The sequence below is a fragment of the Streptomyces sp. 6-11-2 genome (assembly GCF_006540305.1).
Taxonomy (GTDB): Bacteria; Actinomycetota; Actinomycetes; order Streptomycetales; family Streptomycetaceae; genus Streptomyces.
In genome coordinates this window covers 6,588,281-6,608,884 of the sequence record NZ_BJOR01000001.1, presented here as the reverse complement: position 1 = coordinate 6,608,884, position 20,604 = coordinate 6,588,281, and the positions used below count along the sequence as shown (strand labels likewise).

Sequence of the window (20,604 nt, the reverse complement as noted above, 5' to 3'; positions counted from 1 at the left end):
GTTGAGCGGCCCCTGCTCCTCCCCGCAGTGCGGCGCCGCCCCTCTTCCCCTCTCCCAGCGCCCGCTCCGGCCTGGGAAGCGCCCCACATTCCCCAGAGGAGACTCCGGTGAGCGCATCCGACTCCCCATCCGTCCGCCGGCACCAGGACCGGCTCGCCGCCGAGGGCGTCGACGTGGTCCGGGTGACCTATCCCGACCTCATCGGCACCGACCGCGCCCGGGACGTCCTGCTGGAGCACCTGCCCTCGGCCTGCGACCACGGACTGGCCTTCTGCCGCGCCGTCTACCACACCAGCCCGCAGGGCGACGTCGTCCCGGTCGCCGGCGGGCTGGACGCGGGGCTGCCCGACATCTGCGTACGACCGGATCTCGACACCCTCGTGTCCCTGCCCTGGGAACCCGGCGTGGCGAGCTGTCTGGGCGACGTCACCGACCCGGCCACCGGGCTGCCCGCCCCCGAGTCACCCCGCGACCTGCTCCGCGCCGTCCTCGACCGCTGCCGCGCGCACGGACTGCACCCGGTGATCGGCCCCGAGCTGGAGTACTTCCTGTGCGAGCCCGCGCCCGGCTCCCCGCGCGGCTGGCGCCGCTACAGCGAGGCCCGGGGCGTCGTCTACACCGCGGGCCTGCGCGCCGACGACGACAACCACCTGCTGCGTACCCTGCGCCTGCTGCGCGCCGCCGACCTCGGCGTGAGCAGCGGGAACCACGAGTTCGACGGGGGCCAGTTCGAGATCAACCTCACCCACTCGGAGGCGCTGTCGGCCGCCGACCGGGCCTTCCGCTTCAAGTCGGCGGTCAAGGAGCTGGCCCGCAAGGAGGGACGCCTGGCCACCTTCATGGCCAAGCCGTTCAACGACGCGGGAGGCTCCGGCTTCCATCTGCACCTGTCCTGCGAGGACGACGACGGCGGCAACGTCTTCGACGACCCGGCGGCGCCGTACGGCCTGTCCGCGAGCGCCCGGCACGCCGTCGCCGGCATCCTCGCCCACGCGCCCGCGCTCGCCGCGCTGGCCAATCCGACGGTCAACTCCTACAAGCGTTTCGGCCCGGACACCCTCGCCCCCTGGCTGATCGACTGGGGCCTCGACAACCGCAGCGCCATGGTCCGCATCCCGCCCGAGCGGGGCGCCGGCTCCCGGCTCGAACTGCGCCTGGGCGACGCCGGCGCCAACCCCTACCTGCTCATCGCCGGGACCGTGGCCGCCGCCCTGCTCGGCGTTCTGGCCGGCGAGGAACCGCCCGCCCCGCTGGACGGATACGGCTACGACACCGACCGGTCCGCCATGCTCCCGGCCACCCTGTCCGCCGCGCTGGACGCCCTGGAGGCGGACACCGCGCTGACCGACGTCCTCGGCAAGGACTTCACCGCCTCCTACCTCACCTACAAGCGCGACGAGGTCGAACGCTTCGGACGGCACGTCACCGACTGGGAGTTCACCGAGTACGCCTACCACCTCTGACCGAGCCCGCCCCGCCCGTGGCACCGGGCCCCCGCCCCCTGACGCCGGATCCCGCCGGCACCGAGCCCCGTGACGCCGAGGAGACACCGCCCATGACCACCCCGACCCCGTCCGACGCCGTCCGCGAGCCTCTGCCGCTGGCCGACGTGAACCTCGCCGACCTGGACAACTTCACCGACGGAGTCACCCCCTGGCGCATGTTCCACACCCTGCGCCACGAGGACCCGGTGCACTGGCAGCCCGAGGAGGCGCCCAACTCCGGCTTCTGGAGCGTGACCCGGCACGCGGACATCGCCCGCGTCGACCGCGACGCCGACACCTTCACCTCCACCCGGTTCGTCAACCTGGAGGAGGTCGACGACGACCAGATCAAGAAGCGCGCCTCCATCCTCGAACTCGACGGGGTCCGCCACCGCGCGCTGCGCAGCCTGATCCAGCGCCAGTTCGGCGCGAACGTGATCAACAGCTACGGCGACTTCCTACGCGGCCTGACCGCGACCACCCTGGACGCGGCCCTGGCCAAGGGCACCTTCGACTTCGTCAAGGACGTCTCCGCAGACTTCCCCATCAACGTGCTGGCCCGGCTGCTCGACGTGCCCCCGGAGGACAACCAGCAGCTCATCGACTGGGGCAACCGCATCATCGGCAACACCGACCCGGACTACGCCGACGTGCTCCTGCACAGCGAGGAGAGCGAGAAGTACCGCGACCTGCCCTTCCGCTCCCCCGCCTCCCTGGAGGTCTTCGCCTACGGCCGGGAGCTGGCCCGGCAGCGGCGCGGTGGCGACGGCACCGACCTGGTCTCCCGGCTGGTCAACGGCACCCCCCGGGACGGGGTCCCGCTCTCGGCGCAGGACTTCGACAACTACTTCCTGCTGCTGGTGGTGGCGGGCAACGAGACGACCCGCCACACCATCAGCCACTCCATGCTGGCCCTGCTCCAGCACCCCGAGCAGCTGGCCCGCCTCCAGGAGGACCCCTCGCTGATCCCCACCGCGGTCGAGGAATTCCTGCGCTGGGCCTCGCCCGTGTACCACTTCCGCCGCACCGCCACCCGCGACACCGAACTCGGCGGCAAGCGGATCAAGGAGGGCGACAAGGTGGTCATGTGGTTCGCCTCCGGCAACCGTGACGAGGAGGTCTTCGGCAACCCGTACGACTTCGACGTCACCCGGCGGAACAACGACCACGTCACCTTCGGCAAGGGCAGCCCGCACCTGTGCCTGGGCAACCTCCTGGCCCGCACCGAGATCCGGATCATGTTCGAGGAGCTCGTCCCGCGCCTGGCCGGCATCCGTCTGGCCGGGGACGTGCCCCGGGTCCGCTCCAACTTCGTCAACGGCATCAAGAGGCTGCCGGTGGAGGTGACCCTCGCCTGACGGACACAGGCGGCCCCGCCCCACGGCAGCCTGCCTCATCAGGTCATCCGGCCGGGGACCTCCGGGTGTTCGACCCGGCAGACCAGGGCGTCCTTCTCGACGTCCGCCACGATCGTGTCACCGGGGTCGGCCGAGTCGCTCAGCAGCAGGGAGGCGATGCGGTTGTCGAGTTCGGCCTGGATGGTGCGGCGCAGCGGACGGGCGCCGAACTCGGGCTGGTGGCCGTGGGCGACCAGCAGCCGCTTCGCGGCGTCGGTGACCTCCAGCTCCAGGCCCTGGGCGCGCACCCGCCGGCGGCTGTGGTCCAGCAACAGGTCCAGGATCCGGTCGAGGTCCTCCTTGCTCAGGCCGTGGAAGATGATGATGTCGTCGATGCGGTTGAGGAACTCGGGCAGGAACCTTCCGCGCAGATCCTCCATCAGCTGGTCCTTGATGGCGGCGACGTTCCCGTGGTGGGCGAGGATCCGCTGGGCGCCGATGTTGGAGGTCATGATGACCACGGTGTTGCGGAAGTCGACGGTACGGCCCTGGGCGTCGGTGAGCCGGCCGTCGTCGAGGACCTGCAGCAGGGTGTTGAAGACGTCCGGGTGGGCCTTCTCCACCTCGTCGAAGAGCAGCACGCTGTAGGGCTGGCGGCGCACCTTCTCGGTGAGCTGGCCGGCCTCCTCGTGGCCGACGTAGCCGGGCGGGGCCCCGACGAGCCGGGAGACGGTGTGCTTCTCCTGGAACTCGCTCATGTCGAAGCGGACCATCCGGTTCTCATCCCCGAACAGCAACTCGGCGAGCGCCTTGGCCAGTTCGGTCTTGCCGACCCCGGTGGGGCCGAGGAACAGGAAGGAGCCCACGGGCCGGTTCGGGTCGCCCATGCCGGCGCGGCTGCGGCGCACCGCCTGCGCGATCGCGGTGACGGCCTCGTCCTGACCGACGACCCGGGAGTGCAGCGCCTCCTCCAGCTTCAGCAGCCGTGCTTTCTCGCTCTCGGTCAGTTGGGAGACGGGGATGCCGGTGCGCCGGGACAGCACGTCGGCGATGTCGTCGACGGTCACCTCCAGCACGCCCTCGCGGCGCTCGGCCAGGCCCTCCAGCTCCGTCTCCACCTCGGCGATCCGGTCCTTGAGCCCGGACGCCCGTTCGAAATCCTCGGCGGCGATGGCCTGGTCCTTCTCACGGCGCAGCTTGGCCAGCCGGTCCTCGCGCTCGACGACCTCGGTGGACCGTCCCAGGGACCGCAGGCGCACCCGGGCGCCTGCCTGGTCGACCAGGTCGATGGCCTTGTCGGGCAGGAACCGGTCGGTGACGTAGCGGTCCGACAGCTCCGCCGCGGCGACGAGGGCGTCGTCGCTGTAGCGGATCTGGTGGTGGGCCTCGTAGGAGTCGCGCAGACCCTCCAGGATCTGCACGGTCTCCTCGACGGTCGGCTCGGGCACCATGACGGGCTGGAAGCGGCGCTCCAGGGCGGCGTCCTTCTCCACGTACCGCCGGTACTCGTCGAGGGTGGTGGCTCCGACGACGTGCAGCTCACCGCGGGCGAGGGCCGGTTTGAGGATGTTGCCCGCGTCCATGGAGCCCTCGCCGGTGGCTCCGGCGCCGACGACGGTGTGCAGTTCGTCCAGGAACAGGATCGTCGACTCGGAGGCCGCCTTGACCTCGTCGATGACGTTCTTCAGCCGCTCCTCGAACTGGCCCCGGTACTGGGCGCCCGCCACCAGTCCGGTGAGGTCCAGGGCGACCACCCGCTTGTTCTCCAGGGTCTTCGGCACGTCCCCGTTGACGATCCGCTGGGCCAGCCCCTCGACGATGGCGGTCTTGCCGACGCCCGGCTCGCCGATCAGGACGGGGTTGTTCTTCGTGCGGCGGGAGAGGACCTCGACGGTCTGCTCGATCTCCATGGCCCGCCCCACCACCGGGTCCAGCTTGGCGGCCCTGGCCTCCTCGGTCAGGTCGCGCCCGTACTGGTCAAGGGTGGGGGTGTCGCTCGGGGGCTCGGCCCCGCCGGGCGCGGTGTCGGGGCGGGACGCCGTGTCGGCGCTGCGGCGCAGCTGGTCCGCCTCGATGCCGTGAGCGCTCAGGGCACGCGCCGCCGCGGCGCCCGGGGTGTCCAGCAGCGCGCCGAGGATGTGTTCGGGGCCGATGTACGACACTCCGGCCGCGCGGGAGTGCTCGTAGGCGCGCAGCAGCACCCGCTTGGCGGCCGGGGTCAGGCCGGGCTGCGCGGAGGGAGTGCCGCTCTCGCCGGGCAGCACCTCGGCGAGGGCCGCTCCGAGCCGGTCCGGGTCGGCCCCGGCCTGGGCGAGCAGGCCACGGGCCGGCTCCACCTGGGTGCACGCCCAGAACAGGTGCTCGGTGTCCAGGTCGGAGCTGCCGTCCTCGGCCGCCCGCCCGGTGGCCTGGTTGATCAGCTCGCGCGCGGAGTCGGTCAGCAGCCGCCCGATCGGCACCCGCTGCACCTGCGGGGGCGCCGCGCCCGGCGTCATGCCGAAGAAGCGGTTGAGGATCTCGGAGAACGGGTCCGGGCCGCCGAAGGAGGCGCCGAAGGGGGACATCGTCATGATCGCCGTCCGGAACGTGGGCAATGAGTCACCTTCCAGCCCAACCCGCCGAATGGAGTACCGCAACGCGGCCTACGCCGGTCCGGTGCCGCAGGCGGCTCTCCCCCGAGCCGGGCCGCGTCCGGCAGCTCTCCCCGGAACCGGGCCGCATCCGGCAGACTCCCGGCATGGAGACCGCCGCGCACCTTCACGCACTGGACCGCCACGGCACTCTGCTGGCGGCCGCCGCCGAGCAGGCGGGGCCCGACGTCGCGGTGCCGGCCTGCCCGGGGTGGCGGGTACGGGACCTGCTGCGGCACACGGGCGTGGTGCACCGGTGGGCCGCCGGCATCGTCGCCGACGCCCGCACGTCACCGCGCCCGATGGGCGATCCGCCGGACCTGGACGGCGCCGCGCTGGTGGCCTGGTACCGGGCCGGTCACCGCCTGCTCGTCGAGACGCTGACCACGGCGCCCGCCGACGTGGAGTGCTGGACGTTCCACCCGGCGCCGTCCCCGTCCCCGCTGGCTTTCTGGACCCGGCGGCAAGCACACGAGACGGCGGTCCACCGCCACGATGCCGAGGCCGCGCGCGGCGGCACCCCGGACCCGCTCGGCACGGCCTTCGCCGTGGACGGCATCGACGAGCTGCTGGGCGGCTTCCACGCCCGCACCCGCAGCCGGGTCCGCAGCCGCGAACCGCGGGTCCTGCGGGTGCGCGCCACGGACGCGGACGCGGTGTGGACCGTGCGGCTGTCCGGCGGGCCACCAGTCACCACCCGGACCGCGTCCACCGCCTGCGACACCGAACTCTCGGGCCCCGCCGACCAGTTGTACCTCGCCCTGTGGAACCGCGTCCCGATGCCGAACGTGACGGGAGACCAGTCCCTCGCCACGCTGTGGCGGGAGACGTCGGGAATCGTCTGATGCCTCGCCGCGCCGCTCTTGCCCGCCGGGTACACGGCTGTTTGACTCCCGCCATGAAGGCTCACGGGGGACGGCGGAGTCAGGCCGAGCGGGACGCGATGACCATCGAGATCGGGTACGCGCTGTGCAGCGCGGCGTTCGCGGCGGCGGTGGTGTTCGGGGCCGTGGCCGGCCCGGTGCTGCTGTTCGACCTGCCGCGGGGCGTCTCCACGGTGCTCCTCGGGGCGGGCCTGGTGCTCGCGCCGGTCGTCTTCACGGTCCGGGTCGTCAGCACGCTGGTGCGTTTCCGGCAGGCGTCTCAGCCCAGCCAGCCCGGTCGCACCAGGCCCGACTCGTAGGCCAGGACGACCAGTTGGGCGCGGTCGCGGGCGCCGAGCTTCACCATGGTGCGGCTGACGTGGGTCTTGGCGGTGAGGGGGCTGACGACCAGCCGGCGGGCGATCTCCTCGTTGGACAGGCCGATGCCGACCAGGGCCATCACCTCGCGTTCGCGTTCAGTGAGCTGCGCGAGGGCGTCGGCGGCCGCCGGTTCCTTGGAGCGGGCGGCGAACTCGGCGATCAGGCGGCGCGTCACTCCGGGGGACAGCAGGGCGTCGCCGCCGACCACCGCCCGTACCGCGCGCAGGAGTTCGTCGGGTTCGGTGTCCTTGACCAGGAAGCCGGAGGCGCCCGAGCGGATCGCCTCGAAGACGTACTCGTCGAGTTCGAAGGTGGTGAGCATGACCACCTTGACGTCCTTCAGCCGCGGCTCGCCGGTGATGCGGCGGGTCGCGGCCAGTCCGTCGAGCAGCGGCATGCGGATGTCCATGAGCACCACGTCGGGGCTCAGGTCGCGCACCTTGCGCAGGGCCTCCTCCCCGTCCGCGGCCTCCCCGGCGACCTCGATGTCCGGCTGGGCGTCGAGCAGCGCCTTGAAGCCGGCCCGCACCAGCGACTGGTCGTCGGCCAGCAGTACCCGGATCACCGGTTCTCCTCCTCGGTCGTCAGGGGCAGTACGGCGAGCACCCGCCAGCCGCCGTCGGGGCGCGCTCCCGCGTCGATGGTGCCACCGAGGGCGGCGGCCCGCTCACGCATCCCGGCCAGGCCGTTGCCGCTGCCGCCGGCGTCCGCCCCGGTCGCGGGCCCGTCGTCGTCGATGCGCAGCCGCAGCGCGCGGCGGTCGTGGTCGAGACGGACGCGTGCGTGCCGCGACCCCGAGTGGCGTACGACGTTGGTGAGCGCCTCCTGGACGATGCGGAAGGCGGCGAGGTCCGTGCCGGGCGGCAGCCGGGGCGGCGCCCCCTGGACCTCGACGGTGAGGCCGGCCGTCGCCGCCTGGTCCACCAACTCGGGCAGCCGGCCGAGGCCGGGCGCCGGGGCGCGCGGGGCGTCGCCAGGAGTACGCAGAGTGTCCAGCACCTGACGCACCTCCCCCAGCGCCTCCTTGCTGGCGGCCTTGATGGTGGTCAGCGCCGTGCGCGCCTGCTCCGGGTCGGTGTCGAGCAGGGCGAGGCCGACGCCCGCCTGGACGTTGATGACGGAGATGCTGTGCGCGAGGACGTCGTGCAGTTCCCGGGCGATCCGCAGCCGTTCCTCGTCGGCCCGCCGCCGGGCGGCCTGGGCGCGCTCGGCGCGTTCCTTGGCCCACTGCTCGCGGCGGACACGGGCCAGTTCCGAGACCGCGACGAGGGCCACCACCCAGGTGGCGACGGCCAGTTCCTGCCCCCAGGAGGCGGCGGTGTCGCCGGTCGGCGGCAGCCGGCGGTACAGCCAGAGCGCGATCAGCGCGTGCCCGGCCCACAGCATGCCCACCGACGCCCACGCGGCCCTGCGGTGCCCGGTGACGACGGCGCTGAAGCAGCTGACGGCGACGGCCAGGAAGACGGGGCCGTACGGGTATCCGGCGGCGTAGTAGGCGAGGGTGGTCGCCGCCGTGCCGAACGCCACGAACGCCGGATACCGCTTGCGCCACAGCAGCAGTCCCAGGGTCACGAGCAGCAGCGCGAACCCGAAGGCGTCCAGGGGCTCCCGGTGGCCGTGCTGGTTGCGGGCCGAGAAGTGCGTGCCGACGAGCACGAAGGCGGTGAACAGCGCGGTGGAGAGCCAGGGCCAGTGACGGCGGCCGGACGCCTCCTCCTCGTCGGCGCGGTGCCACCACGAGGGGCCGTGCCGCCACCACTGCGGCGGGCCGCCCCGGCGTACGCGCTGCTCCGTCATGACCGCCACGCTAGACGGCCGACGCCACCGGGGGCGTCAGCCGAGCGAGGTGATCACACGTACTTCCCGGGGAGTACGCGCCCTCGCGGGTGCGCGGAAGCACGCGCCCTGGCGGACGCCGGAAGTGCGCGCCCTCGCGGGTGCGCGGCCGGTGGCGGCGGTGGTCAGGTTCCCAGGCCGATCCCGTGCGCGAGCCGGACCATCGCGTGCCGGAAGAACGGCTCGCGGTCCTCCACCACCCGGTTGAACTGTCCGAACAGCTCGAACCCGACCAGCCCGAAGAGCTGCGCCCAGGCGGCGACGAGGGCGGCCCCCACCTCGGGCGGCAGACCGGGCGCGAGGTCCTCGGTCATCCGCTCGGCCTCGCCCCGCAGCTCGGCGGGGAGCGGCGGCACGGTCAACCCGTGCCGCTCGTGGGCCTCGCGCACGATGCCGATGAGGACCAGACCGACACGGGCCGCGGCCGGGACGGTGGTCATCGGGGCGGTGTAGCCGGGCACGGGGGAACCGTAGATGAGGGCGTACTCGTGCGGGTGGGCGAGCGCCCAGCCGCGCACCGCCTCGCACACGGCGGTCCAGCGCGCCAGGGGCTCGGCGCCGGACGCGTCCGCGTTCGCGGCCTCCGCGGCCTCGCCCACGGAGTCGTAGGCGTCGATGATGAGCGCGGTCAGCAGGTCGTCACGGCTCGGGAAGTAGCGGTACAGCGCGGAGGAGACCATACCGAGTGCGCGGGCCACGGCACGCAGCGAGAGTTTCGCGGCGCCCTCGGCCGCGAGCTGTCTGCGGGCCTCATCCTTGATCGCCGCGGTGATCTCCGTCCTGGCCCGGGCGCGGGCTCCCTGTGCGGTGCTCATACGGACCAGTGTTCCATGAACTCAGAGCACTGCACACAAAAAAGAGCAGTGCTCTTGCTTTGGATCACCGATCCACCCCACACTGTTCATCGAGCGAGAGCACTGCTCTCCCGAACCCGTGGGGGTCATCGTGTCGTCTTCTTCCTCCTCTTCGTCGTCCTCGTCGCCGTACTACCTCAAGGGCAGCCCGATGGCCGTCCGCCTCAACGGCGTCATCGGCTGGCTGGCCCGCCGCGGGCTGAGCCTCGCCGGCTCGGCCGAGCTGTCGGTCCGCGGTCGCAAGAGCGGCGAGCCGCAGCGCATTCCGGTCAACCCGCACACGTACGAGGGCGGGCAGTACCTCGTCTCGGCGCGCGGCCACTCCCAGTGGGTGCGCAACATGCGCGCGGCGGGCGGCGGGGAACTGCGCGTCGGGCGCACGGTCCGCGAGTTCACCGCGGTGGAGCTGCCCGACGCGGAGAAGCTCCCGATCCTGCGGACCTATCTGGAGAGGTGGGGCTGGCAGGTCGACGGGTACTTCAAGGGCGTGACGGCGAAGTCCCCCGACGAGGAGATCACCGCGTCCGCCCCCGACCACCCGGTCTTCCGTATCACGGTCAGGAACTGACCGTCTCCTCGGCCGCGGGCGGGGCCTGCCGCCGGTCCAGCGCGGTCAGGGCGCGGTGGGCCATGGGATGGGTGCGGACGATCTCGCCGAGCGAGGTGGAGCCCCGCGTGATGTCCTTGAACGCCTTCCAGGCGGGCCGGAAGCCGGTCAGGACGGCGTGGAAGATGCCCGGCCGGCGCTCGAACACGGCGAGCATCCGCTTGCCGACGGCCATCTCCACGCCCAGTCCCGCCTTGATCGCGAACGCGTAGTTCAGGGCCTGCCGGCGCGTGTCCACCGCGTCGTGCGCCTCGGCGACGCGCACCGCCCACTCCCCCGCGAGCCGCCCGGACCTGAGCGCGAAGGAGATACCCTCGCGCGTCCACGGCTCGAGGAGTCCGGCCGCGTCCCCGCACACCAGCACCCGCCCGCGCGAGAGCGGCGAGTCCTCGGCGCGACAGCGGGTCAGATGGCCCGAGGAGATGCTCGGTTCGAACCCCGCCAGGCCCAGCCGGGCGATGAAGTCCTCCAAGTACCGCTTGGTGGCGGCGCCTTCGCCGCGCGCCGAGATCACCCCGACGGTCAGCGTGTCCGCCTTGGGGAAGACCCAGCCGTAACTGCCGGGCATCGGGCCCCAGTCGATGAGCACCCGCCCGCGCCAGTCCTCGGCGACGGTCTCGGGCACCGGGATCTCCGCCTCCAGGCCGAGGTCCACCTGGTCCACCTTCACCCCGACATGCGCTCCTATCCGGCCGGCGCTGCCGTCGGCGCCGACCACCGAGCGCGCGAGCACCGTCTCACCGCCCTGGAGCACCACGGCGACCGTGCGCCGGTCCGGCACCGCCGAACCGTGCTGCTCGACCCGGGAGACCGCGACGCCGGTCCGCAGCTCGGCGCCCGCCTTCTGCGCGTGCTCGACCAACTGCTGGTCGAACTCGGGCCGGTTGATCAGCCCGAACAGCATCTGCTTGGACCGGCGGGTGCGGGTGAAGCGGCCGTTGTGGGAGAAGGTCACCGCGTGCACGCGGTCCTTGAGCGGGAGCTCGAAGCCGGGCGGCAGCGAGTCGCGCGAGGGGCCGATGATCCCGCCGCCGCACGTCTTGTACCGGGGCAGCTCCGCCTTCTCCAGCAACAGCACGCGCCGCCCCGCGACCGCCGCCGCGTAGGCGGCCGAGGCCCCCGCGGGTCCCGCGCCCACCACGACGACGTCCCACACCTGCTGCACGTCGTCCGCCGAAGAGTTCTCGCTGCTCACGATGGTCTACCGCTCCCGATCCAAGCCGCCTGCCGCTGCTGTCTCCCGCATCCTACGGCGGCACCGGCAGTGGGCCGCTGTGGGAGGATCAGCAGCGTACGTGCCCCGTACACCGGGTCGCGCCTACGCTGACACGATCATCCGGAATACAGAAGTGCTCGCAAGTATCACTCTGGGTACTCACGAGTGCGCCTTCGCACCTACAAGGAGCGTGCCCATGTCGTCGAATCCGGTCGCCGAGACCGTCGCCTCCCTCATGCCCAGGGCACGGGCGGAACTCGCCGAGCTGGTTGCCTTCCAGTCGGTGGCGGACTTCGACCAGTACCCGAAGAGCGAGAGCGAGGGCGCCGCGAACTGGATCGCCGACGCGCTGCGCGCCGAGGGCTTCACCGACGTGGCCCTGCTCGACACCCCGGACGGCACCCAGTCGGTGTACGGCTACCTGCCCGGCCCGGAGGGCGCGAAGACGGTCCTGCTCTACGCCCACTACGACGTGCAGCCGCCGCTGGACGAGGCCGGCTGGACCAGCCCGCCCTTCGAGCTGACCGAGCGTGACGGCCGCTGGTACGGGCGCGGCGCCGCCGACTGCAAGGGCGGCCTCATCATGCACCTGCTCGCCCTGCGCGCCCTGAAGGCCGACGGCGGCGTCCCGGTCAACGTCAAGGTGATAGCTGAAGGCTCCGAGGAGCAGGGCACCGGCGGCCTGGAGCGCTACGCCGAGGAGCACCCCGAACTCCTGACGGCCGACACCATCGTGATCGGCGACACCGGCAACTTCCGCGTCGGTCTGCCCACCGTCACCAGCACCCTGCGCGGCATGACCCTGGTCCGGATCCAGGTCGACACCCTCGAAGGCAACCTGCACTCCGGCCAGTTCGGCGGTGCCGCCCCGGACGCGCTCGCGGCGCTGATCCGTGTGCTGGACTCGCTGCGCGCCGAGGACGGCTCGACGACTGTCGACGGCCTGTCCGGCGACTCCGTCTGGGACGGCCTGGCCTACGAGGAGGAGCAGTTCCGCAAGGACGCCAAGGTGCTGGACGGCGTGGAGCTGATCGGCTCCGGCACGGTCGCCGACCGCATCTGGGCCCGCCCGGCCGTCACCGTGCTCGGCATCGACTGCCCGCCGGTCGTCGGCGCCACCCCGTCCGTGCAGGCCGGCGCCCGCGCCCTGGTCAGCCTGCGGGTGCCGCCGGGCGTCGACGCGGGCGAGGCGACCAAGCTGCTCCAGGCCCACCTGGAGGCCCACACGCCGTGGGGCGCCCGGGTGCGCACCGAGCAGATCGGCCAGGGCCAGGCCTTCCGCGCCGACACCACCAGCCCGGCCTACCGGGCGATGGCCGACGCGATGGCGGTCGCCTACCCCGGTCAGGACATGCAGTACGCCGGTCAGGGCGGCTCCATCCCGCTGTGCAACACCCTCGCCGCGCTCTACCCGCAGGCCGAGATCCTGCTGATCGGCCTGAGCGAGCCGGAGGCGCAGATCCACGCGCTGAACGAGAGCGTCTCCCCCGAGGAGCTGGAGCGCCTGTCGGTGGCGGAGGCCCTGTTCCTGCGCAACTACGCGGCGAGCTGACCCTCGCTCCGTCCGCGGCCCGGGTCCTCCGCCGTACGACGGAGGACCCGGGCCGCGGACGCACTCACGACGGCCTCGACGTTCAACTCCTGTGCCAAGGCGTGCCGTTCCCGAGGCAAAAGGGGCCGACGAGCGCCCGGCGTCCGGATGAGGATGGGATCATGACCCTCTCCACCCGCATCGCGGCACACACCGACATCGCCACCGCCCTCTCGCTCCTCAGCGACAGCGAACTCGCTCAACTCCTCGCGGGCGGCAAGCCGTTCGGCACCGGGATCGGCGGCCGTTCCGCGATCGTCGACGTGGACGGCCACCAGGTCTTCGTCAAGTACGTGCGCCTGACCGACGTCGAACGGCTCACCGACCACCTGCGGTCGACCGCGAACCTCTTCGACCTGCCGCCCTACTTCCACTACGGCATCGGCAGCCCCGGACTCGGGGCGTGGCGGGAGCTAGCCGCGCACCACATGACGACGAACTGGGTGCTCTCCGGCCGCTTCTCCGGCTTCCCCCTGCTGCACCACTGGCGGGCGCTGCCCGACACGCCCGGACCGCTGCCGGAGCTGCTGGCCGACGTGGAGCGGACCGTCGCCTACTGGGGCGGCGCCCCGCAGGTGGAGCACCGCATCGAGGCCCTGCGCACGGCCACCGCGAGCCTGGTCCTGTTCCTCGAGTACGTGCCGTACACCGCGGACGACTGGCTCGCCGCCCGGCTGCGCGGCGACGCGGCGGACAGCGCGTGCGAGTTCGTCGAAGCCGGCCTTGAGGCCCTCACCGGCTTCCTGCACGAGCACCGGCTGCTGCACCTGGACGCGCATTTCCACAACATCCTCACCGACGGCACCCGGCTGTACCTCTCCGACTTCGGTCTCGCGCTGAGCGACCGGTTCCGGCTCACCGAGCGGGAGCGCGAGTTCTTCGGCCGGCACCGCGGCTACGACCGCGCCTACACCGTCACGCACCTGGTGAACTGGCTGGTCAACGCCCTGTATGCAGACGACCTGGAGGAACGCCGGGCCTTCGTCCGCGCCTGCGCCGAAGGCGCGCGGCCCGAGGGCGTCCCGGCGGCGGCCGCGGCGCTTCTGACCCGTCACGCGCCGATCGCCGCGCGCCTGAACGCCTTCCACGACCGCCTGCGCAAGGAGAGCAGGCTGACCCCCTATCCGTACGAGGAACTGCGAAGCGTCGGCGACAGCCTCACACATTCGGCGCATTCCATGCATTCCGCTTAGGCGCGGGCGTCAGCCGACCGGGACGCCCGCCTCCAGGTACGCCGCCGCGCCGCGCTCGCGGGCCCGCAGTGCCCAGCGCAGCCGGGCGTAGCGGACGGGCGGGAGCAGGTCGGCGGCCTCCCGCTCGGTGACGAAGCGGCAGGCGCGCAGCTCGGGTCCGGGCAGCAGCAGTCGCTGGGCCGCCGCGGAGTTCAGCCGGCCGCCGTCGAAGAGGAAGCGCAGACCGCCGAAGGCGGGGGGCGCGGGCGGCTCCCAGTCGACGACGAGCAGCCGGGGCACGTCGTCCAGCCGCACCCCCGTCTCCTCGGCGACCTCGCGCATTCCCGCACGGGCCGGTGCCTCGCCGGGTTCGACGACACCGCCGGGGAACTCCCAGCCGGGCTTGTAGGTGGGGTCGACGAGCAGTACGCGGTCCCGTTCGTCGAACAGGAGCACCCCGGAGGCGACGGTCTCGGCCGTGGGCTCCGGGGTCTGCACGATGTCGCAGACGGGCACGGCACCGCTGCTGACGGCCTCGACGACGCGGACCGCCGTCTCGTGCGGGGTGAGGGCGCTGGTGTCGACGGGGTGGGCGTCGGCGGTGAGCCAGGAGGCCAGCGCGGTCCGGTAGGGCTCGATGTGGTCGTAGGCCCACTGGCGGACGCGCATCTCGCCGTCGGGCAGGTCGGGCGGGACCTCCCGGTGGGCTATCCGCTCCCGCAGGATCGTTTCGGCCGGGGCGAGGAGTACATGCCGCACGGCGATGCGGCGGGCGGCGAGCCCGCCGAAGATCTCGTCGCGGTGCTCCTGGCGCAGCAGGGTCATGGGCACCACGAGGGTTCCGCCCAGCTCGGCGAGCATCGCGGCCGCCGTGTCGATCACCATGCGCCGCCAGATCGGCAGATCCTGGTAGTCGCCGACCTCGGCGAGATGTTTGGGCGGCAGCAGATACGTCAGCGCACCGCCGATGACCTCGGGGTCGAAGAGCGTACTGTTCGGGATCAGTTCGATCAGTTCCCGTGCGGTGGTCGTCTTCCCCGCACCGAAAGCGCCGTTGATCCAGACGATCATCCCTACTCCAACACCGGTAGGCCGCTGAACAGCGGCGGGGCCTCATCCAACAGATCATCTGGGAGAGGCATGGGAAACGGTGCCTCCCACATTCCAGCCCCCACTACCTCCTTCTCCCAGACGCCCTGCAGATACTCCACAATCCGCTCCTCCATCCCGACCGTCACCTCGCTGTACACCCCCTCCACACCCGGCAGTTCTGGCCCATCCGTCCCTCGATCGCCACCCGCGCCACATCCGCGCCCGGCTCGTCCAACAGGGCCTTGTGCCAGTGCCGCAGCCGGTAGATGTCCTCACCCGCCATCTCCTCCACCGCAGGGATCTCCGGCCGCGCCCACCGCTCGTACCGCGGACGGACCGGCCGCTCCTTCGCGCCGTTGCCGGATCGGGTGCATCTTTTGACCCGTCACAGGCTGTACTGAGCGGCATGCAGACAAGCGCGATCTGCACACTGAACGGGACGACGGATTACGTCGAGGTCTTCGCCGCCCACTCCTCCACAACTGGCCCCGGCGGCAACTCACTGCCAACCAACGCTGGCCCTGGCGTCTTCTGCGCTGCCATGGGTGTCCTGTGGATCGGCCGCTGATCATTACTCTCCCTGCCGTCTCCCAAGCCCCTCGCCTCCGAGGGGCTTTCTCTATGCCCTGGAGGCACCTCATGACCAGCACTTGCCGAGGCGTCGACGTCTCCGCCTACCAGGCCGGACAGGACTGGGCCGCCCACGCGCGCGACGGCGTGGTCTTCGCGTTCGCCAAGGCGTCCGAGGGTCAGAAGACGCACGACAGCCGGTTCGCGACCCACATCAAGGGCATCCAGGCGGCCGGGCTCGTGCCCGGCGCGTACCACTTCGCGTGGCCGAACCAGGACGCCGCAGTGGAGGGCAACCGACCGATGCGCAACTGTGGGCGGCCGCCCTCGCCTTCCTCCTGCCGCCCGTCATCGCGATCGTCAACCAGCCCCGCTGGTCCGGCGCCGTCAAGGGCCTCTTCATGCTCCTCGTCGCGGCCGGCGACGGCCTCGGGACCGCCTACTTCAACGACGAGTTCACGGGCAAGCGCGCCATCACCTGCATGCTCATCGCCGTCATCGTGATCGGCGCCGCCTACCACACCGTGTGGCGGCCGTCCGGGATCGCGACGGGGATCGAGCTTGCCACCTCCACCGGAGGCGGCAAGCACGCGGCGGTCGAGCCGGGCACGTGATCCATCAGTGGAGAGGAAGGCCGGTGTGAGCGCTCTGATCGGGGCCGGTTGGGCAACGGTGGGCACCACCGGCCTCCTCGGGCTGGCCGTCCTGCTCGTGCTCACGGGCAAGCTCGTCCCGCGGCGGCTCTACCTCGACATGAGGCAGGAGCGTGACACCTGGCGCCAGGCTCACACGGAATCCGAGAAGGCCCGGCAGGTGGCCCAGCAGCAGGTTGGTGAGCTGCTGGAGCTCTCACGCACTGCGGGCCACATCCTGACGTCACTTCCCCGGCCGGACGGTCAGGGGGTGAGCTCGGGTGCGGAGGTGGATGGGGCGTCTACGCCAGGCGGTGTCTCGTAAGCGGAAGCCGACCCGCGGGCAGCAGGCCGCGGCGTCGGCTCTGGAGCGGGCGCAGCACGATCGGCTGTGGGGGGAGGCGCGGGGGCCGGCCGTGCAGGCGGCGGCAGATCTCCTGCGGGGGGTGCAGCAGCGCAATCACCTCGGGGAGTTGATCCGCGCGACGTATGAGGGGAGGCGCCCGTTGTGACGCTGACGTGGTCGATGATCGTGAATGCGGGGGCGTCGGGGCTGATCGTGGTCGTCGCGGGTGTTTTCCTGGTGACGTACGCACGGATCCGCCCGTGGCGGACGACTGCGATGGGCTGGTATCTGATCTGTTTCGTGGCCACGATCCTCGGTCTGGGCGCGTACACGGTGACGATCACTCTGGTGGGGATCCACTCGCCTGCCGCTCCGTTCCTGCGTGTGGCGCGGGTGATCCTGTTGCTGGTGATCAGCGGTCTGCTGGTGTTGGCGACGCGGACGGTGCGCCGGGCGCAGCGGCCGATCGCTCCGCCGCCACCGCCGGAGGATGCCGAGTAGGCGCCTGCCCGTGTGAAGGGAGTTCGGATGCGTGCAGTTGAGCGGCCTCCGCGGCCAGCGAGGACCGTGAAGGAGGCGACGGCTGCTGCTGGTAGGTCCGCTCGGCCGTCTCTGGAGCGGCCGCAGTGGGAGGGCCTGTTCCGGGAGCCGGACTGGCCGCCGGACGACGAGCCTGAGTGAGACTCGTTGCGCCCCCGTTTCTCTGCCTGCGGGCGTGGAGGCGGGGGCGTTCTTTCGTGGGGCGCCGACTCGACCTCGAACAGCTCATCCCGCTACGCATACCGATATCATCCGGCAGGAATGATCACGAAACGCAGGCGGGTTGCCGGTAACTGGGAAGCGCTCCTACGCCTGGTACCGGTAGAGGTCGCGCAGCAGGGCGATCTCGGCTCCGTGGTGCAGGAGTTCCTGGTTCACCCACCAGATGACGTCGATGAATGGTTCCTCCGGGTCGCTGCCGTGCGGGTACGTGCAGTGGCCGATCTTGTCGAGCACGGCGTTGTCGGCGGCGAGCAGCGCCTCGCGCCAGGCTGCGGCGGCGGCCGAGAAGCTCGCGATCGCCCCGGCGGCGTCAGGGCTGACCCGGAAGTCGTCCTTCGTGAGGGTGTGGGTGCCGTTGGCGTGGTCGGCGCGGACGGCCAGCATCTCGCCGAGGTGGGTCAGCCGCCAGGCGATAGTGGTGAAGGGCGGCGGCACGGGGTGCGGCGAGGCCGCCGAGTCCCGGCCCCAGTCGCCCGCCCCCACCAGCAGGGTGGCGCGTGCTCCCGGCCCGTCCACGTGGCGGCGGACCGACCAGCAGTCGGGCACCGGCTCCCAGAGGTATTCCCCGTCGGTCATCGGGGTGGCTTCGACCTCGACTCCGTTGCCACTGTCCACCACCGGCCCGTTGATCCGGCCGAGCAGGCGCTCGCAGCCGAAGTCGAACTGGTCCAGCAGTGTCACCAGGCGCGCTGGCGTGGCGACCTGACGGCTCATCACTCCTCCTTCACCTCGCGAGATAGCGGACTGCGGATGTTGGCGAGGGCAGCAGCCACAGTAACGACAGCTTGCCGCTGGCGCCCGCGATTAACAGCGCCTTCCGGATGCCGAGGCAGGTCCCCAACGCTCCGCCCACCAGGCGGATGCCGTAGTTGACACAGTGAATGAGCCGATCCCCGCCGACCCCCTCCTAGCCCCAGGTGGTGTCGTCGTTCATGGTCTCTCCCTCGGCTTGGGTGCGGACACGCTACGTGGGACACGGCCGTCCTGCCCAGCCCTGTGCCACACTGGCCCTACGCCCACCTCGCATCCCCCGTCGAGGTGGGCGCTGTCGTGTCACCGCTGCCAGGGCCGCTTGTCAGGGCCGGGCGCAGACTGGCTGGTACGGGAGGCTCGCTGGTAGCAGGCCCTGGTGGCGAGCGCGAGGGCCGCGATGAAGAGGACGCGGAGAAGACCGTCGATGATGCCGCTGCCGATGCTGTAGCTGTTGTGGGCTCCGGACGGGCTGTTCTGTACTGCCTGGATGGTGCTGCCGACGGCTCCGAGCGTGAACAGGCCGAAGAGGAAGGTGAGGAGTGTCCAGACGGCTTTCATATCGTCCCCCAGGGTGTGCGGTGAGGCGCCAACCTAGCGGGAGCCGAGCGGGGATGAGGCTGTTCTGGCATTCTGGGCGCACGGCATGACGCGAACGCCGACCTGACGCGCGCGGGGAAGGCCCTCAGGGCCCGTGTAGGAAGTCGCTGGCAACAGGGATAACCGGAGGCGGTGCGCGACGCCCGAGCCGCAAGGCCAAGGGTCACAGACTCCGCGTAACCCGAGCGCCCGACCACCACGGTCGGGCGCTCATGCTTGGTGGCCCGGGTGCGCCGCGGCGTAGCCTGATCCTGCTCGGGGCCTGCAGTGGAGGTCTTCCCATGCCCCGAACCATCTGGTCTGGCGCGATCAGCTTCGGCCTAGTCACGGTGCCGATCCGCGTGGTCAGCGGCACCGAAGACCACAGCGTGCGCCTCCACCAGTACCACCTTGCCGACATGGGCAGGGTCCGCGTGCGGAAGGTGTGCGAGATCGAGGGGCGCGAGGTCCAGCAGTCCGAGATCGGCAAGGGCTACGAGTGGACGAAGGACCAGGTCATCCCCATCACCGACGCCGAGCTGAGCAACCTGCCACTGCCCACCGCCAAGGCGATCGAGATCGACAGTTTCGTGCCGCTGGACTCGGTGGACCCGATCCGGATCGGTGAGGGCTACTACCTCGCCCCGGACGGTGCCGTCGCCGCGAAGCCGTACAAGCTGCTGGTGCAGGCGCTGGGCCGCTCGTCGAAGGTGGCCGTCGCGAAGTACGCGTGGAGCGGGAGGGAGCGCCTGGGTCTGCTGCGGGTGCGGGATGACGTGCTGGTGCTGCATTCCATGCGCTGGCCGGACGAGATCCGTTCCCCGGAGGAGTTGTACCCGCCGACTGTGGACATCGACGAGGGCGAGATCGACGGCGCGCTCGCACTGATGGAGACGATGGCGCGCGACGACCTGACTGGGCCGGACTTCGTCGACCAGTACACGGAGGCTCTGGAGCGGATCATCGAGGCCAAGCGCGAGCACCGGGAGCCGCCCGCGGTGCCGGAGCCGGAGGCCGAGCCGGGGCAGGTGCTGGACCTGATGGCGGCGCTGAACGCGTCCGTGGAGAAAGCGAAGGCCGCGCGCGGCGAGGCGGAGGCCGACGTGCACGAGATGCCGGTACCGAAGAAGAAGACCGCCGCAAAGCAGCAGCCGGCCAAGGAGGCCACCGCACAGAAGACGGTGAAGAAGTCCGCGCGACGGCCGCGCAGCGCCTAGTCCGAGCCCATCAGCTTCAGCTCGCAGGCCGGACACAGAGCGCCGTACGTGTACTCGGGACATCCCGGAGTACCACAGACGATGAGCGGCGCGCGCTCAAGGGCGGGAATCGTCGACTTACCCCTGGCCAGGGCTTCCATTACAAGAACCGCATGGTGCGTCTCCCGCGCTACGCCCTCGTCGCCGACGAGATTGTCCAGGTCCACCAGCCGGCGGTTTCGATCCTCGTGCATGCGGTGAAGGAGTTCCCAGAGAAGTTCGCTGTCGTCGAGGTCCCGGATGCGGTACGCGTGAAGCAGGATGCAGACGCGCTCGTAGTCGTCTCGGGTGATCGGGCGCTCATTGTCGGTCATGGGGGTGAGGGTAGGGTCATCAGAATCCGGCGCCCGCGCCACCCTCATGACTGGACCGACGCGGCGGTCAGGATGACGGGTGCCGCCAGACGTCCGGCCCGCCGCCGCGCCACTCGATCATGTCCGACCCGGCTACATCCAACTCGTCCCAGCCCTCCAGACCGGCATGCTCAAGGAACACGACCAGGTCCTGGATGCTGTACGCCGTACCGATGGCGATCCCGTCGACAGTGACCCGCCGACCACCGACCTCCCCGAGCGGGTGAACAACCACGCGACCAGCCATGCCACCATCCTGCCGCCGCACCGGGCAGGGCGCATCGCAGCGGGTC

22 protein-coding genes and 1 pseudogene are annotated in these 20,604 nt (G+C 71.5%); 12 read left to right on the top strand and 11 right to left on the bottom strand.

Going from position 1 to position 20,604, the window contains the following annotated elements; translation table 11 throughout:
• Window positions 1-107: 107 nt before the first annotated feature.
• Both TNCT6_RS29490 and TNCT6_RS29485 read left to right on the top strand, forming a co-directional pair.
• Complete coding sequence (locus tag TNCT6_RS29490) at window positions 108-1,463, top strand: glutamine synthetase family protein (protein ID WP_141363827.1); 1,356 nt, start codon at window positions 108-110, stop codon at window positions 1,461-1,463.
• A gap of 92 nt (window positions 1,464-1,555) precedes the next feature.
• The gene (locus tag TNCT6_RS29485) at window positions 1,556-2,842 is read left to right on the top strand and encodes a cytochrome P450 (protein WP_141363825.1); all 1,287 of its coding nucleotides are present in this window, start codon (window positions 1,556-1,558) and stop codon (window positions 2,840-2,842) included.
• 38 nt (window positions 2,843-2,880) lie between these two features.
• Here the strand turns inward: TNCT6_RS29485 and TNCT6_RS29480 are convergent, their stop codons facing one another.
• Window positions 2,881-5,391: an ATP-dependent Clp protease ATP-binding subunit gene (locus tag TNCT6_RS29480; RefSeq protein ID WP_141366902.1), complete on the bottom strand. Its 2,511-nt coding sequence runs from the start codon at window positions 5,389-5,391 to the stop codon at window positions 2,881-2,883.
• Between the two features lie 167 nt (window positions 5,392-5,558).
• Here TNCT6_RS29480 and TNCT6_RS29475 point away from each other — a divergent pair, with 167 nt between their 5' ends.
• Together TNCT6_RS29475 and TNCT6_RS29470 are read left to right on the top strand one after the other, a co-directional pair.
• Window positions 5,559-6,296, top strand: coding sequence for a maleylpyruvate isomerase family mycothiol-dependent enzyme (locus tag TNCT6_RS29475; protein WP_141363823.1), 738 nt, complete (start codon window positions 5,559-5,561; stop codon window positions 6,294-6,296).
• 53 nt (window positions 6,297-6,349) lie between these two features.
• On the top strand, window positions 6,350-6,634 hold the full coding sequence (locus TNCT6_RS29470) for a DUF6332 family protein (protein WP_141363821.1): 285 nt from the start codon (window positions 6,350-6,352) through the stop codon (window positions 6,632-6,634).
• Here the strand turns inward: TNCT6_RS29470 and TNCT6_RS29465 are convergent.
• From TNCT6_RS29465 to TNCT6_RS29455, 3 genes are all read right to left on the bottom strand, one after another.
• Window positions 6,595-7,260 (bottom strand): response regulator transcription factor, encoded by a 666-nt coding sequence (locus tag TNCT6_RS29465; protein WP_141363819.1) that lies wholly within the window; start codon window positions 7,258-7,260, stop codon window positions 6,595-6,597. The two genes, TNCT6_RS29470 and TNCT6_RS29465, sit on opposite strands and share 40 nt — an antisense overlap.
• Window positions 7,257-8,492 carry a sensor histidine kinase gene (locus tag TNCT6_RS29460; protein ID WP_141363817.1) on the bottom strand — a complete coding sequence of 412 codons (1,236 nt, stop codon included), beginning with the start codon at window positions 8,490-8,492 and terminating at the stop codon, window positions 7,257-7,259. The genes TNCT6_RS29465 and TNCT6_RS29460 overlap by 4 nt, the downstream gene beginning before the upstream one ends.
• 164 nt (window positions 8,493-8,656) lie before the next feature.
• Window positions 8,657-9,346, bottom strand: a complete 690-nt coding sequence (locus TNCT6_RS29455; RefSeq protein ID WP_141363815.1) for a TetR/AcrR family transcriptional regulator — start codon at window positions 9,344-9,346, stop codon at window positions 8,657-8,659.
• A 190-nt stretch (window positions 9,347-9,536) separates the two neighbouring features.
• Between TNCT6_RS29455 and TNCT6_RS29450 the strand changes: the two genes are divergently transcribed.
• On the top strand, window positions 9,537-9,953 hold the full coding sequence (locus TNCT6_RS29450; RefSeq protein ID WP_141366900.1) for a nitroreductase family deazaflavin-dependent oxidoreductase: 417 nt from the start codon (window positions 9,537-9,539) through the stop codon (window positions 9,951-9,953).
• On the opposite strand, the gene TNCT6_RS29445 is transcribed toward TNCT6_RS29450, so the two are convergent.
• The gene (locus TNCT6_RS29445; protein ID WP_141363813.1) at window positions 9,943-11,187 is read right to left on the bottom strand and encodes a geranylgeranyl reductase family protein; all 1,245 of its coding nucleotides are present in this window, start codon (window positions 11,185-11,187) and stop codon (window positions 9,943-9,945) included. The two genes, TNCT6_RS29450 and TNCT6_RS29445, sit on opposite strands and share 11 nt — an antisense overlap.
• A gap of 217 nt (window positions 11,188-11,404) precedes the next feature.
• On the opposite strand from TNCT6_RS29445, the gene TNCT6_RS29440 reads away from it, so the two are divergent.
• Window positions 11,405-12,760: a dipeptidase gene (locus tag TNCT6_RS29440; protein ID WP_141363811.1), complete on the top strand. Its 1,356-nt coding sequence runs from the start codon at window positions 11,405-11,407 to the stop codon at window positions 12,758-12,760.
• A gap of 161 nt (window positions 12,761-12,921) precedes the next feature.
• Window positions 12,922-13,992 (top strand): protein kinase family protein, encoded by a 1,071-nt coding sequence (locus TNCT6_RS29435; RefSeq protein WP_141363809.1) that lies wholly within the window; start codon window positions 12,922-12,924, stop codon window positions 13,990-13,992.
• Between the two features lie 9 nt (window positions 13,993-14,001).
• Here TNCT6_RS29435 and TNCT6_RS29430 read toward each other — a convergent pair whose 3' ends face one another.
• Complete coding sequence (locus TNCT6_RS29430) at window positions 14,002-15,042, bottom strand: NUDIX domain-containing protein (RefSeq protein WP_141363808.1); 1,041 nt, start codon at window positions 15,040-15,042, stop codon at window positions 14,002-14,004.
• A gap of 2 nt (window positions 15,043-15,044) precedes the next feature.
• Window positions 15,045-15,221, bottom strand: a complete 177-nt coding sequence (locus TNCT6_RS40130) for a hypothetical protein (protein ID WP_172633085.1) — start codon at window positions 15,219-15,221, stop codon at window positions 15,045-15,047.
• Between the two features lie 463 nt (window positions 15,222-15,684).
• Here TNCT6_RS40130 and TNCT6_RS41165 point away from each other — a divergent pair.
• From TNCT6_RS41165 to TNCT6_RS29410, 4 genes and pseudogenes are all read left to right on the top strand, one after another.
• A pseudogene (locus tag TNCT6_RS41165) lies at window positions 15,685-15,858 on the top strand (GH25 family lysozyme); the annotation flags it as partial.
• A 38-nt stretch (window positions 15,859-15,896) separates the two neighbouring features.
• Window positions 15,897-16,247, top strand: a complete 351-nt coding sequence (locus tag TNCT6_RS41160; protein ID WP_253266492.1) for a hypothetical protein — start codon at window positions 15,897-15,899, stop codon at window positions 16,245-16,247.
• Between the two features lie 25 nt (window positions 16,248-16,272).
• A complete protein-coding gene (locus tag TNCT6_RS29415; protein ID WP_141363802.1) occupies window positions 16,273-16,590 on the top strand; it encodes a hypothetical protein in 318 nt (105 codons plus the stop codon).
• 183 nt (window positions 16,591-16,773) lie between these two features.
• Window positions 16,774-17,112 (top strand): hypothetical protein, encoded by a 339-nt coding sequence (locus TNCT6_RS29410; protein WP_253266261.1) that lies wholly within the window; start codon window positions 16,774-16,776, stop codon window positions 17,110-17,112.
• Window positions 17,113-17,457: 345 nt separating this feature from the next.
• On the opposite strand, the gene TNCT6_RS29405 is transcribed toward TNCT6_RS29410, so the two are convergent.
• Together TNCT6_RS29405 and TNCT6_RS29395 are read right to left on the bottom strand one after the other, a co-directional pair.
• A complete protein-coding gene (locus TNCT6_RS29405; protein ID WP_141363800.1) occupies window positions 17,458-18,087 on the bottom strand; it encodes a DinB family protein in 630 nt (209 codons plus the stop codon).
• 339 nt (window positions 18,088-18,426) lie between these two features.
• A complete protein-coding gene (locus TNCT6_RS29395; RefSeq protein WP_141363797.1) occupies window positions 18,427-18,684 on the bottom strand; it encodes a hypothetical protein in 258 nt (85 codons plus the stop codon).
• A 320-nt stretch (window positions 18,685-19,004) separates the two neighbouring features.
• On the opposite strand from TNCT6_RS29395, the gene TNCT6_RS29390 reads away from it, so the two are divergent.
• Window positions 19,005-19,919: a Ku protein gene (locus tag TNCT6_RS29390; protein WP_141363795.1), complete on the top strand. Its 915-nt coding sequence runs from the start codon at window positions 19,005-19,007 to the stop codon at window positions 19,917-19,919.
• Here TNCT6_RS29390 and TNCT6_RS29385 read toward each other — a convergent pair.
• Window positions 19,916-20,272 carry a hypothetical protein gene (locus tag TNCT6_RS29385; protein ID WP_141363793.1) on the bottom strand — a complete coding sequence of 119 codons (357 nt, stop codon included), beginning with the start codon at window positions 20,270-20,272 and terminating at the stop codon, window positions 19,916-19,918. The two genes, TNCT6_RS29390 and TNCT6_RS29385, sit on opposite strands and share 4 nt — an antisense overlap.
• A 67-nt stretch (window positions 20,273-20,339) precedes the next feature.
• Window positions 20,340-20,558, bottom strand: a complete 219-nt coding sequence (locus tag TNCT6_RS29380) for a hypothetical protein (protein WP_141363791.1) — start codon at window positions 20,556-20,558, stop codon at window positions 20,340-20,342.
• Window positions 20,559-20,604 lie beyond the last annotated feature (46 nt).